Source organism: Affinirhizobium lemnae (genome assembly GCF_022968395.1).
GTDB lineage: Bacteria > Pseudomonadota > Alphaproteobacteria > Rhizobiales > Rhizobiaceae > Neorhizobium > Neorhizobium lemnae.
The window spans coordinates 61,901-74,457 of sequence record NZ_JALJQZ010000016.1 but is presented as its reverse complement, the minus strand read 5'-3'; the positions used below and the strand labels follow the sequence as shown (position 1 = coordinate 74,457).

Genomic DNA, 12,557 nt, shown 5'->3' with positions numbered 1-12,557 from the left:
ATGCTTTTATCGATCGCTGGTATCGATGGTTCGGGGAAATCCACGCAAGTTCGCGAGGTCCTCAAGAGATTATCCCGTTTCCCTTTAAAAGTTGAGTGCGCTAAGGTAGATTTTCATGCGACCTTGAGCATCTTCGACTTAGCCAATCATCTCAGGGGTACTCCGGACGACTACCATCCATGGATTCCGCCAGTCTTGCGGGAGTTCACAGTGGCATGTGACGTGCTGCGATATTCTCAAGACAAGCTCACCCAACTGGTCGAGCGTTGTGATGTGGTCTTGTGGGATCGTGGTCCGCTTTGCTATCGTTCCTACGCCTCAGCCTACGGCGTAACCGACCGCCATGTCAGTGTCATCTACGATCTAGTCGCAAAACCTGATCTAACCATCCTTATTGATCTTCCCGCAGAGGCTGTCGTAGAACGCATCATGATGCGCGGCGAAAAGCCAGCAAAGATGGACGAGAACCTCGAATTTCTTCGCGTTGTGAGGCAGTGCTACTTAGACATTGCCCGAAAAGACGCCCGTTGCATTGTTATAAACGGCGAACGCGCAACGGCAGCGGTCACCGATGATATTCTATCGTTGTGCCGCGAACGCATACCAGGCCTCGGCGTGTTGCATTATCAAATGCCCTAAATAGTGGGGGACTTTACGTCATGTTTTCAGTTTTTAGGTCTTTCTTTGCGGTCGGCCGTTCTACCTTGGGACCGGCTTTTTTAGGCTTGTTATTGATGTTGTCGATGCAGACAGCTTCAGCGCAAGACGGCCGTGAAGTTGTATTTAACTCTTGGGGAGGCGTTTTTCAGGAGTGGCAAGCGGAAGTGATCCTCAAGCCCTTCCAGTCAGAGTCTGGGATTAAAGTCGTTCAACTAAGCGACGGCGAGAATATGTTCGCTAAAGTCAGATCCCAGTCGGCCTCTGAAAAGGGGCAAATTGATATCGTCCACGGTGATGCGTCTTGGCTCATGCGGGGTAAGAAGGTGGGACTTTGGGCGAAGATCGACTATGATTCATTAGAGCCTTCTTCGATTTTTGACGATGCGAGCGACGCAAACGGTGTCGGCATCCTATATTGGTCCTTTAATATAATCTACAATCCGAAAAATGTTGAGACTGGCCCGACAACTTGGGCAGATGTGTGGGCCCATGCGAAAGCCCATCCAAGACGTGTCGCACTATGGGGGGCTCGCCCTAACTATGTTCTCGAGGCGGCGCTGATGGCCGACGGGGTTGCCCCTGGGGACGTTTACCCGTTGACGGAAGAAAAGATTGACCGGGCCTATACAAAGCTTGATGAAATAAAGAATTCGGTAATCTGGTATGAGAGCGGCGCCCAAGGGGCTCGCCTGTTTCAGGAGGGGCTTGTCGACGTTGGCATGTACTATGGTGGTGAGGCTTTCCAGTTGGATCTCGGAGGAAACCACCCGGTTGTCGTCTGGAACCAAGGGCTTTACACGCGGGATTATTGGTTGGTGCCCGCAAACGCGCCGAACAAGGAAGAGGCTCACGAACTCATACGTTTTGCTATTCAGGCTCAGCGTCAGGCTGAGTTTGCGGAACGCACAGGCTATGGCCCCGTCGCAACTGATGCTGTGTCGAGGATTGAGCCGGCGCTACTAAGCCGACTGACAAGCGTTGATCCCAACAAATCCAAACAGTTGAGTTACGACTACGTATGGTGGGGCGAGAACGATGACACTCAGTTGGAGCGTTGGACTCAGTGGCTGCGAGGTTAGGTAAGTGGTGCCCTCGCCCTTGTCTGTACTTTCGGTTGAGAATGTAGGTTTCAAAAGAGGCGGTATAGACATACTGACCGACCTATCGTTTGAGATTCTTGAAGGAGAACGGCTAGGAATTGTTGGTCCAAGCGGCGCTGGAAAGACAACTTTGCTCAGGCTGCTTTCACTACTGGAGTCGCCGACGCATGGCGTCATTTCGGTGCGAGCACGACAAACGTACCGTCGACCGAAAGTTCAGATTGGACTTCTGTTTCAGGATCTAGGCCTTTTCCCACATATGAAAGTGATGGAAAATGCAATGTTTCCGCTTCTCGCCCGTGGCATTAGCCGTATTGAACGTCGGAAACAGGCGCAAGCTGCGTTGGAGGCAGCCGGACTAGGGCACCTTGGTGAACGGTTTCCCGCGGAACTCAGTGGTGGAGAACGTCAGCGAGTGGCAATTGTTCGAACACTCTTGAGCGAACCCGACGTAATTCTCCTGGATGAGCCATTTGCGGCGCTTGACCCACATTTGGTGCACCAGTTCGCAGAGTGGCTAGACGGCCTAATCGCCGGCTCCGGAGTGTCTGTTGTAGTCGTTACGCACGACGTGCGCTTCGCCTTGGGATGGGTCGATCGGTTGCTTTTTGTCGCCGACGGCAAGATCCTTCAGCAAGGTAGACCGGTTGAACTTTATACAACGCCACGAAATACCCTTATTGCAGGGTTTATGGATCGAACAAACGTTCTTCGCGGGCAGGTTCGTTCGGTTCAACCTGGCGGAATTCACTATACTGTGGCCGATCTCTCTCCGGGTTTTGCAACCGCCGAGCCTGAACTTCTTGATGCGATGGATTGCTACATCATCGTGCGCCCACACCACCTGACCTTGACCGAAAGGGAAAGAGACGGTCTTCCGGGCTGGGTGATAGGCATGCAGGATAACGGCTCGCACACGACCGTCATCGTCGAAACTGAGGCGGAACTGCGTCTGAAAGTAAGCCATACCGGTCCCATCCAGTTTAGTGTTGGCACAGCCATTGGTGTGGCTTGGCCGCCTCAAAGGGCGCACGCTGTGGCAATTTGAAGGAAGGGCCAAGTGATCACTCGGGTCATCTTCATAGTCATCATGGCCGTTGGACTTGGAGCGCCCCTATCCTTGGTTATGCTGGAAGTAACTGCGGATCCGATAGCAGCTTGGCAAGCTATCGAACGCAGCACACCTAGCTTCATACGAACCGTTCTGTTGTCTTCACTAGTGCCGCTGCTCTCCCTGTTTCCGTCTGTTGCACTGGCATCCAGCCTAAGAAGGTGCCATCCTCTAGTGCGATTGATTGGTATCGTTCTGTGCAGCATTCCCCTTTTCCTGAATCTTCTTGTAGTTATCATCGCCTGGATGCTCATCCTTGAGCCCAGAGGACTCGTCGCTGTTATGTGGAGCACGCTAGGCCTTTGCGGCAGCCCACCCCAACTCCTTTTTACGCCGATCGCTACAGTGCTGGCCATGGTATATGTAGTAACTCCCGTGATGGCGCTAATGATTTTACAGGCCATGATGCGCACCGATGCGTTCATGCTTGAGGCCGCCAAGCTTCTTGCGGTTCCTCCAGTCGTCCGATTTGTCCTAGTGGAACTCGGCTCCGTCGCTCCCACCATCATCGCATCAATTCTTGCGGGATACCTCATTTCGCTTAACCTCTATTTGATACCGGAATATCTCACAGGTCCCGAGCTTACGACGCTAGGATTCCTAATTCAGCAAAATGTGCTACAGTCTTTCAACATCACGCGAGCGTCGGCCCAATCGCTTATGCTCGTAGCGGCTGCCGTTGCACCAGTTTTAATAGCCCTTTGGGTCGAAAGGGCACTGCGCAGATGATCTGGCTAGGAAGGTTTTGGAGCGGGAGACTCTTACGTTGGATCGGCGTTGTGACCGCGGTGCCTTTTATTGTGCTGCCAGTCATGCTCGTATTACGGATTGGATTCGATTCTTCGGGTGCGATGAGATGGTCGCAAGCGCCGCTCTCCTTAACGCCAATACGAACGTTACTTGAGGATCAGTCTTGGTCGAGCGCACTTGTCCGGAGTTTCGAACTAGGTGCTGTTTCCACCTTGACTGCACTTCTCGTGGGTACCTTGGCAGCGTACATAAATATTCGCGCAACTTGGCCATGGAGGCTACTGAGTGCAGGGTTAATGATCCTCCCAGCGGCTGTACCTACTGTGGTCTATGCGCTCGGGTTGGTCCTCTTCTCTTCCCGCTTGGGAGTCGATAACCGCCTGACGCTTATCATGGGGCACGCCATGGTCAGTTCGCCATTCGCATTTCTAGTGATGCGGATCGGACTCGCTGAGCTGCGTCCGGATTTTTTGGAAAATGCTAGGATGCTTGGTGCATCTGCGTCATTGACATTCTTCCATGTTCTGCTTCCGCAACTGATGCCATTCCTGTTCGTCGCTGCGTCACTTGCCATGTCTATGTCATTCGCTGAACCTGTCCTTGCAATATTCCTCCTGAGTGATAGCTCCGCGACACTTCCTCAAAAGTCGTTTCAAGGCTTACGATTTGGGTTTGACCCTCTGATCATGACGTCTGCCAGCCTAATCGTCGTTTTACTGCTGTTGCTTACAACACTCAGCCTGTTGGTGCTGATTAGAAAGGCCCGTCTCGCACAGAAGCAAATTTTTGTTTCGGCGAAACGAACCAGCCGATCTACATTTTTTTGGAAAAAAATTTAGTCACGGACTTGAAAAGTATAGACAAAATTAACGGAAATATGATTGAGGGGAAAATGACAAAAATAAGCAAGGAAGAGTTGTTTTGGCGATTGTATGTGAATGAAAGGGAGTTTTTACGACACTATGATATTCAGCAAACGTCAATTTCGAATTTGGTATTGGTTGCTTCATCTGCCGTCCTTGCTCTTGTGTTAGGTAAAGAGTATGACGGGTCTCAATCAGCCTTCGGCGGACTCGTACTATTTTTCCTTGGGACTATCGGATTTATTCACTCACGCAAATTCTACGTCGAAGTACTTCGTCATGCTGAGAGATCGCACGAGTATTTGCGGATATGCGCTTGTGAAGTTTCAAATGAAACTGTCTCAGACATCGAAGCTATTAAGGAAAATGTTAACAAAAAAATTTCAGCTGGCTATCCCATAATTAACAGCTTTAAGCTGAACATGGTGTGGAGGATTTATCACGGAACGCTGGCCTTCGCCGGAATCTTGCTTCTGATGCACGGAATTTATTTTTGGATGTATCACACAGGGTGACTGTATTATTCCCTTAATCGTACACAATTTTGAGGTACACGTTTCGCAGCGAAGATTTGCAGGGGATCAACATGTCTGACTGCAATTATCCAGGTGTGCTGCATATTTCTGCACACGATATTGGCGTGGGAGCCTCCATCGTAGCTTTAGCAAGTGATGCGGCGGCAGCAGGGCAAGGTCAGGCTCACTGTAAGCGTCCGGTCATGCCATTTCTGACGGAACTGGCATGTTCCACGGCAGGAGTTCGTCGATCCGATTGATGGGATGATCGGCGATGCGGGTGAGGACCTCCCGCAGGTAGGCTTCCGGATTGAGGCCGTTTAGCTTTGCGGTCTCGATCAACGACAGAATTGCAGCGGCGCGTTCGCCGCCCTTGTCTGATCCCGCAAACAGCCAGTTCGTATCCATCCGGTGAGGGCCGCGGCGGTTATGATTTCGGCTCGTCCGCCATGATGCGCTCGATTTTTTCCGGATCGCATTGCTCGTCGATCAGGAATTGCCGGACCCCGCCTTCCCAGGTGCGAATGTCGGCGATGAATTCCTTCAAGCTTTCGATGCCCCGGTCGGTGAATGTCGTGATGCCCTCTTCGCTTCCGTCGTGGGCGTGGATCATCTCGCCGTAATCGACGTTGTCGGAATTGCTGGCGATTTGCTGGAGGAGTTCAATGTTCTCGCCGATCAGCGAGGCGACATAGTCGATCGTGTAGACATGCGTCGGGCGCGCCATCAGGCTGCTTTCTGGCGGACGTGGCCTGCGGAAGACCAGTTCCACGGCAACAGTTCCGGCAGCCGCGATACGGGGATGCCAGGCATGCGAGCGAGCACGTCCGCCAGCCAGGCCTGCGGATCGATGTCGTTCATCTTGGCGGTGAAGATCAGAGAATACATGAAGGCGGCACGCTCGCCTCCGCGCTGTGAGCCGGCGAATAGCCAGGACTTTCTTCCGAGAGCGATCCCGCGCAGAGCGCGCTCGGCCGCATTGTTCGAGATGCAAAGCCTGCCATCGTCGAGGAACCGCGTGAAGGCTTCCCAGCGTCCCTCTTTCTCGAACATGTAGTTGATCGCCTTGGCGACGGGATTGTGCTTCGACATCTGAGCCTGTTGCGTCGTGAGCCAGTCGTGCAATTCCTCGACGCGTGGGCGAGCATGCTCCTGCCGAGCGGCAAGCCGGTCCTCGACGGACATGCCGTTTATGCCGCGCTCGATGTCGAAGAGCGCGTCAATGCGGGTCACGGCCTCAAGCGCGACAGGCGATATCTCATGGGCGGGCTTGCCCTTGCGCACGTTGCCGGCGATGTCAGCCAGTTCGAAGAACTTGCGCCGCGCATGGCTCCAGCAGAGCGCGCTGATCACCGGCGCGGGGTTGCGGTCGGCACGATAGAGGTCGTTGTAGCCACCATAGGCATCGGCCTGCAGTGTGCCATGCCACCCGGCGAGATGCCGATTGGGATGGGTCTTCTCGCGATCGGGTGAGAAGTAGAAGAGTGCCGCAGGCGGCGCGCCGCCTGCAAACGGACGATCATCGCGCACATAGGTCCATAACCTTGCCTGCCGTGTTGCTCCCCTGGCCAGGAGCGGCACGGTGGTGTCGTCACCATGCAGCCGAACGGCTGCCAGCACATGGGCACGGATCAGGTCATGGATCGGCTGCAGCGCCGTCGCGCAGGCCCCGACCTGGTCGGCCAGCGTGGAGAGGCTGAGATCGACGCCTTCCCTGGCGTAGCGCTCAGCCTGGCGGTTCAAGGGTTGATGCTGGCCGAACTTCTCGAACAGGATTGTCGCCAGCAGGTTCGGTCCCGCCCATCCGCGCGGTGTCGCATGGAAGGGAGCCGGTGGCTGGCTGATCTTCTCGCAGTCCCGGCAGGTGAACTTCTCGCGCACCGTCTGGATCACCTTCCACTGGCGCGGAATGATCTCCAACGTCTCGGTGATGTCTTCGCCCATCTTCACGATCCGGGCCGAGCCGCAGCAGGTGCATTGCGTGGGAGCTTCGATGACCAGGCGCTCGCGCGGCAGGTGCTCGGGAAACGGCTTGCGGGTCGGCCGGCGGCGTTCGAAGGCGGAGACATTTGTGATCTTCGCTGCCACGCGTTCCGCCGCGATCTCGTCCTCGGTGGCATCGGCTTCGAGTTCTTCGAGCTGCAGCTCCATCTGGTCGATCAGCCGGGCACGCCGTTCTGAACTCTGGCCATATTGCTCGCGACGCATCTTGGCGATCTCGAGCTTGAGGTGCCGGATCATCGCCTCCGATGTCGTCACGACGGCGCGCACCTGTGCGAGATCGGCCTCGGCGGAGGCGGCACGCGCTTCCGATGCCGCGAGCGCAGCGCGCAATCTGGCTATCTCCGAAGCAGCATCATCCATGGCCGAAAGCTATCATGGAACACGCCGAAAGCCCAACAAAAACAGTGGAGTCTAAGCGATCAGCCTGCCTTGGAAGGCCGTTGTGTCCAGCGTGGATTGCGCCAGTCGATCCCCTCCAGGAGATATCCCAACTGCGCCGACGATACGGGCACGGCGGAGCCATTTTGACTTACCGGCCAGATGAACTTGCCAGCCTCAAGGCGTTTTATGTAGAGCGACATGCCAATCCCGTCATGCCACAGGACCTTGATCAGGTCACCCTTGCGACCCCGGAAGCAGAAGACTTCGCCGCCATGAGGATCGCGGCCAAGGCCTTGCTGAACCTTCAGTGCCAGGCTGTTCATGCCGCAGCGCATGTCCGTAACCCCACCCGCGATCCATACCTTCACCCCGGCTGGAAAGGCGATCATGAGGCATCCACGACGGGCAACAGGCGGGCAAGGATGGCCGGGTCAAGCGAGGACGGGATCGTGAGCCGTCGGCCGTTCGGCAGGCCGATCTCGATCGTCTTGTCGTCGTCAAGCCGGGGCGGCGCGGCCATCTCGGACGATGCCGGCGGCGGCGGCGAAATCGCAAGCGGCACGAAGCTTGTTAATGCGGAAACGCTCAGAAGCCCGCTCCGGCACTGACGACGCCAGCTCGTCAACAACGATCGCGACAATCCATATCGCCGCGCCGTCGCCGAACCCTGTCGAAACCCCTGCAGGCTCTCCTCGACGATCCGGACCTTCTCTGCGTCCGACCAATCCCGACGGCGACCAAGGTCATCGGCGGACAAGACTTCAATGGGCGAAATGGTCGTAGCGCATGACATAAGCCATGGACTTAAAGCCAATCAGCAGATCACGGCAGACGGCCTTCGGCGGAGGCATACAAGAAACCACTGGCTCAGCCTGCTCCGCTGCAAACTTCCGCCGCCAGGTGTAAATCTGCTGGGGTTTGATATCGTGCCGCCGAGCGACGTCGGCGATCCTCGCATCCGGCTCCGCCGCCTCTTGTAGTATCGAAAGCTTCTCGTCGTCAGACCAATCACGCCGACGCTCGACGCCTGTCAAAATCTCCATGCGGCCCATAGCTCATCCCTGATGACGTCTCTAATGACGGAATTAGTCACGTAACTTCAGGTGTTCGTGGGAAATCTCAAAGGTAGCTTCACCGGACGCTTACGGCTCACTGACGCGTTCGCCGTGAAATCACAACAAGCCTCAGTGAGCCGTCCCGCTTGCGGGGCGCGCCCGTCGTGAGGGGGAAGGGGAGTTTGAGGGGAGGGGCCGAAGGGGGCTCCCCTCATTGCGGTTGGGTGCCGCTCGATGCGGCGCTCAAGCGCTCCTAAGCCTGGGCGGCCTCGCGCTTGCGCAACAGAAACCGCATCAGGCTCCATCCGACTCCCAAGATGTAGGGTGGCCGCCCAAGAGAGTAGTGTCCGCAATTCAGCCGCAGCACGCTCAATCTGACACCGACACTTTCCAGCCGTTGTAGCAAGCGCTCTGACAGGTCCGGCAAAACAACCGTGTCCCTCGATGCCAGTATGACATGAAGCTCGAGGCCTCGCCGCGTCAGCCTGTCTGCATGGTTTTCGAGATTAAGTGGTGCCCAAGCTCTTTGCAGCTGGGCAAGCGTAAGATGCGGCTCGAGGCTCTTCCGGATCGATCGGGTTGCGCGCCCGGTCCATACCATTTCAGCAAGGCTTCCTGCCGTGAGGAAGAGAGACGCCCGCGCAACAGCGGGCTCATGCGCCGCGACCAGTCCGGCAACCCACGATCCAAGGCTCATGCCGAGAACGGAAACATCTTGATAGCCCTCGCACTTCAGCCAGCGGATAAGCTTCCGGCCATCCCAAACCGCCTGCCTGACAGCCTGAACCGTTCGGCCGAGATTGGCGCTGAGCATGTAATCGGCATAGAGCGAGCCGGGCCGGCTGCGCTCGAAGTGGTAGGGCATCGCAATCTCGATGATCGTGATTCCCAGCCTCGAAAGGAATCCAGCAATCTGCCGGTTCCGTGTTGTGGCGTTCCAGTGATGGAAGATCACCAATGCCTGATCGCGCTTTCCGCTCTCGGTAATTTTCGCCCGGACGATGTTGTTTTCAGCAACATCGGTTGCAACGTCTGAAGGGAATGTCAGCCAGCCATCCTGCAGCTCGAAGCTTTGATCGCTCGCATCAAGCGGCTCAAAAAAGCCCGGATCAACGGCGGACTTTTCCGCGAGAACGCAAAACCCCTCTAGCGTTTCAGCCGCCCCCATGCCGGGAAATGCACGATCGGCGTCCAGAATGAGGTCCGTGGTCTTCTTGGCCCCTTCGCCGCGCTGTGCGCGCCCCTCGTCCCAACGATCCAGCCAATTATGAAACATGGCTGTCGCCTCTTATTTCACGGGCACGCCAAGCTGACTCAAACGCCGGATCGAATAGACCATAGGTCGCAATGAGCGCGGTAACGATCAGCAAAACAGAGAAACCATCGAACGCGTCGATCAACATGTATGAAACGAAAAGCAAACCGATCACCGCAGACATCTTCCACAGGGGGGAACGAAGCCGCCGATCATCCCCCAAGCGGATTGCTCCATACACAAAGACGCTGCAGGTCGAAAGCACGACGAGCAAGCTGCTGTAGTGTGTGGGCATGATGTAATCGAAGGTCCTATCTCCATCGTCGTAATCTGCCAGCGCAGCCCAGACATCGCGGACCAGCCATGTCACGAAATCCGGGCCCTGCGATGCAAGATAGGCACTTTGTGCCTTCATGCAGATGGCAGCAAGGACGACGAGCACGGAACATCTGAAGACCCCGCGCATGATGCGCAGACCGATTTCACTGGTGTCCGGCCAGGCTCTCTGCTCGCCAAGGAGTTCAGCTACGCGTTTAAGCTTCCATAGATCATGGATGATCGTATGCAGCAGGATCAGGCCAGCGAACAGCAGGTAAAAGCTTGTGGACATGTAGAGATAGGCAAGGGCGGTAAATACGATTGCCGCCGGCGTCGATAGGATATTCGGCCTGATGATACCGATCGTCCCCCAGCTTGGGGCAAAATCCTGCGCTTGCTCAAGCAGAGGGATAAGCTGCACGCCGATCCATTGCACCACGCCCGCGAATAATATGCAGATCAGGAAAACTGCCCAATATGTCTGTGAGTTGGCCTGCAAATGTAGCGTCCAGGCGTCGCTGCTTCTTACACGATCAGCCTCCGCCAGTAGCCCGAGGCGGCCATCATGCTTCCAGAAACCCAGAAGCTCGATGACGACGGCGAAAAACAGTGGCAACAGCACCATGAACAGGAAGGTCCAGTTCGGTGCCCAGAGGAAGCCAACCTGCTTCTCGATACCATCCGCGCGCACATAGGTGATGCTGTGGATCCCCAAAATGTAAGAGAGGAATCCGAGGGCGGACGAACCGGCGAAGATCCAGGCCGGCAAGTTCAGATGTGATCCGTGCGAGAAAATCGCCTCGGTCTTGATTGCCAAACCCCTTGGCCGCTCCGCTGGAATGGTTTGAAGGTCCACCGAGACGACGGGCGTTAGCGGAACCTGGTTTTTTTCTAACGCTGACGTGTCAGGCACACGCAGGGCAGTCGCAGTCGAGCCACCGGTCTTCTTTCGATCCCGCCGCCTGGCGGTCAGGCGCGCTTGGGCCGAGCTGAGCTCATTCAGCCAATCATTCGTCGCCTCGCGATCGTCGCAACCGAAGATGCGTGCCAGCCAGCGAATGTTGGCCGGGCTGATCCCTTTGTCATTCTCCTGAAACCAGAGCTGGACGGTGCGAAGATCCACTCCGACACGGTTGGCGTCGATCTTTGAGATGGCATCCGCCAGCAGCTCCGGCGTCCACGGGCCTTGGGGAAAACCGTCTTCACCCAACGGGCGTCCGGCACCCGCAGCAGCCATTTTCTTGAACAGTTCCTTGAAATCGCTTCCATCCGCGGGCGGCGGAACAAAAATCTTACCGTTTTTTTCCAATGACTTACAGCCCAAGATTTCGTCTTGTTTCGTATCCTATCGTGCGTTGTGGACGATTTGATGGTCTGAGACGATCCCCAATGCAACTAAATCGGTGAGGCATCCACCATGCTACTGTCGTCATCCAGTTCGCGTTCGTCCCGTGAAGCAATTGCCGCTCGATGCACCAAAACGGCTCCGGCATTGCCCACGTCTAGGAAAGTGGGAACGGAGATCGCAGCCAGTGCGACAGGAGAAGAACCCTCCCTTCGTGAGCTGATCGATCAGCATTCATCGGCAGTTCAAGGGGGGAAAAGGGCGGCGGCACGCCGCCAGGCCATCATCAACTATAAGCCGAAGGGCGACAGAGAGGCTAACCTGAAGCTGACCTATCTCGCGGCCTATCTGATCGCAACCAAAGGCACGCTTTCCGCCAAGGAAATGAGTTCACTGCTGGCGGATCGCCCGGTTCGATCAACCTCCAGAGCGAGATGATCAAAGCGCCGCCAACGGCGGCGGCATGCCGGGCGGGAGGGGAGCCGAGGGGAGGGGCATGGGCTCCCTTCGGGCGGACCGCAGCCCGCTCGATGCGGCCAGGTTCGCAACGGCCAAAATGGCTACGGGGCAGTTCTTCCGAACCAGCCCCGCAAAAAAGCATCCGACAATTGTCAGCGTACCAACCCCAACCGCTCGCCAAGGCTGGGCGGTGTTGGCGTTCCGGCTTCCTTAGTCATGGCGACGATGGCGTTCTGTGACAGCCCCTCGATCTCATAGCCAAAACAGCGCGCGCTCTCGATGATCGATTCAAGGCTCGGATGCTGCTCAAGAAGCGTCCCGAACCACAGAGCATATTCGTCGGTTTCCTCATCGGGAAACGCTTGCAGAAAGAAGGTGCGCAACGGCGGATCATAGCCGATCACGGCATCTTCGTCGGTCTCCGCGTCGGTCTTTACGGTCACGGTGTAGCGGCTCAATGGTGTCCCTCCTGATATCGGGCCGCATCGAAATGCTGCCAAGGTCCTATTTGAACAGCGGCAATGTGCGTTTGTTGGTCAGGCTGGCGCGATCGGTCTCAAAGCGGTAACCGTCCCAATCCTTCCACGCTTCCCAACCTGTCGCGGTGGCGCGTCCATACCAGACGCGCACCCTGACCCTATTGTTTCCAAGGTCCGCGACAACCTCGACCGTGTGGCTCCCTCCTAAACCGGAGGGCGTGTCGAACACCTCAACGCTTCGGCGCTGGCCGTTGCTTTTCAT

At 56.3% G+C, this 12,557-nt stretch carries 16 protein-coding genes and 1 pseudogene; 7 read left to right on the top strand and 10 right to left on the bottom strand.

Features of this window, described 5'->3' with window-relative positions; translation table 11 throughout:
* Genes MUU53_RS12195 through MUU53_RS12170 form a run of 6 tightly spaced genes read left to right on the top strand, consistent with a single transcriptional unit; the run spans position 1 to position 4,999 of the window.
* Positions 1-639: a dTMP kinase gene (locus tag MUU53_RS12195; protein WP_247261123.1), complete on the top strand. Its 639-nt coding sequence runs from the start codon at positions 1-3 to the stop codon at positions 637-639.
* Between the two features lie 20 nt (positions 640-659).
* The gene (locus tag MUU53_RS12190; RefSeq protein WP_247261122.1) at positions 660-1,739 is read left to right on the top strand and encodes an extracellular solute-binding protein; all 1,080 of its coding nucleotides are present in this window, start codon (positions 660-662) and stop codon (positions 1,737-1,739) included.
* A gap of 19 nt (positions 1,740-1,758) precedes the next feature.
* Positions 1,759-2,808, top strand: a complete 1,050-nt coding sequence (locus MUU53_RS12185) for an ABC transporter ATP-binding protein (protein WP_247261121.1) — start codon at positions 1,759-1,761, stop codon at positions 2,806-2,808.
* A gap of 12 nt (positions 2,809-2,820) precedes the next feature.
* A complete protein-coding gene (locus tag MUU53_RS12180) occupies positions 2,821-3,600 on the top strand; it encodes an ABC transporter permease (protein WP_247261120.1) in 780 nt (259 codons plus the stop codon).
* Positions 3,597-4,460 carry an ABC transporter permease gene (locus MUU53_RS12175; RefSeq protein WP_343229110.1) on the top strand — a complete coding sequence of 288 codons (864 nt, stop codon included), beginning with the start codon at positions 3,597-3,599 and terminating at the stop codon, positions 4,458-4,460. Before MUU53_RS12180 ends, MUU53_RS12175 begins: the two co-directional genes overlap by 4 nt.
* A gap of 53 nt (positions 4,461-4,513) precedes the next feature.
* Complete coding sequence (locus tag MUU53_RS12170; RefSeq protein WP_247261119.1) at positions 4,514-4,999, top strand: hypothetical protein; 486 nt, start codon at positions 4,514-4,516, stop codon at positions 4,997-4,999.
* Positions 5,000-5,200: 201 nt separating this feature from the next.
* On the opposite strand, the pseudogene MUU53_RS12165 reads toward MUU53_RS12170, so the two are convergent.
* From MUU53_RS12165 to MUU53_RS12130, 8 genes and pseudogenes are all read right to left on the bottom strand, one after another.
* Positions 5,201-5,398, bottom strand: a pseudogene (locus MUU53_RS12165) (transposase domain-containing protein); the annotation flags it as partial.
* A 28-nt stretch (positions 5,399-5,426) separates the two neighbouring features.
* Entirely contained in the window at positions 5,427-5,726 is a 300-nt protein-coding gene (locus tag MUU53_RS12160; RefSeq protein ID WP_247261118.1) for a hypothetical protein, read from the bottom strand.
* Positions 5,726-7,363, bottom strand: a complete 1,638-nt coding sequence (gene tnpC / locus MUU53_RS12155) for an IS66 family transposase (protein WP_247261117.1) — start codon at positions 7,361-7,363, stop codon at positions 5,726-5,728. The genes MUU53_RS12160 and tnpC overlap by 1 nt, the downstream gene beginning before the upstream one ends.
* 59 nt (positions 7,364-7,422) lie before the next feature.
* Positions 7,423-7,773 carry an IS66 family insertion sequence element accessory protein TnpB gene (gene tnpB, locus MUU53_RS12150; protein ID WP_062557429.1) on the bottom strand — a complete coding sequence of 117 codons (351 nt, stop codon included), beginning with the start codon at positions 7,771-7,773 and terminating at the stop codon, positions 7,423-7,425.
* The gene (gene tnpA / locus MUU53_RS12145) at positions 7,770-8,141 is read right to left on the bottom strand and encodes an IS66-like element accessory protein TnpA (RefSeq protein ID WP_247261116.1); all 372 of its coding nucleotides are present in this window, start codon (positions 8,139-8,141) and stop codon (positions 7,770-7,772) included. Before tnpA ends, tnpB begins: the two co-directional genes overlap by 4 nt.
* Positions 8,142-8,145: 4 nt before the next feature.
* Positions 8,146-8,427, bottom strand: coding sequence for a transposase (locus tag MUU53_RS12140; RefSeq protein WP_247261115.1), 282 nt, complete (start codon positions 8,425-8,427; stop codon positions 8,146-8,148).
* A 265-nt stretch (positions 8,428-8,692) separates the two neighbouring features.
* Positions 8,693-9,715, bottom strand: a complete 1,023-nt coding sequence (locus MUU53_RS12135) for an alpha/beta fold hydrolase (protein ID WP_247261114.1) — start codon at positions 9,713-9,715, stop codon at positions 8,693-8,695.
* The gene (locus tag MUU53_RS12130) at positions 9,705-11,321 is read right to left on the bottom strand and encodes an RcgA family putative transporter (RefSeq protein WP_247261113.1); all 1,617 of its coding nucleotides are present in this window, start codon (positions 11,319-11,321) and stop codon (positions 9,705-9,707) included. Before MUU53_RS12130 ends, MUU53_RS12135 begins: the two co-directional genes overlap by 11 nt.
* Before the next feature lie 201 nt (positions 11,322-11,522).
* Here MUU53_RS12130 and MUU53_RS12125 point away from each other — a divergent pair, with 201 nt between their 5' ends.
* A complete protein-coding gene (locus MUU53_RS12125; RefSeq protein ID WP_247261112.1) occupies positions 11,523-11,795 on the top strand; it encodes a hypothetical protein in 273 nt (90 codons plus the stop codon).
* A gap of 173 nt (positions 11,796-11,968) precedes the next feature.
* Here MUU53_RS12125 and MUU53_RS12120 read toward each other — a convergent pair whose 3' ends face one another.
* Both MUU53_RS12120 and MUU53_RS12115 read right to left on the bottom strand, forming a co-directional pair.
* Positions 11,969-12,274 carry a hypothetical protein gene (locus MUU53_RS12120; protein WP_247261111.1) on the bottom strand — a complete coding sequence of 102 codons (306 nt, stop codon included), beginning with the start codon at positions 12,272-12,274 and terminating at the stop codon, positions 11,969-11,971.
* 46 nt (positions 12,275-12,320) lie between these two features.
* Entirely contained in the window at positions 12,321-12,557 is a 237-nt protein-coding gene (locus MUU53_RS12115) for a hypothetical protein (RefSeq protein WP_247261110.1), read from the bottom strand.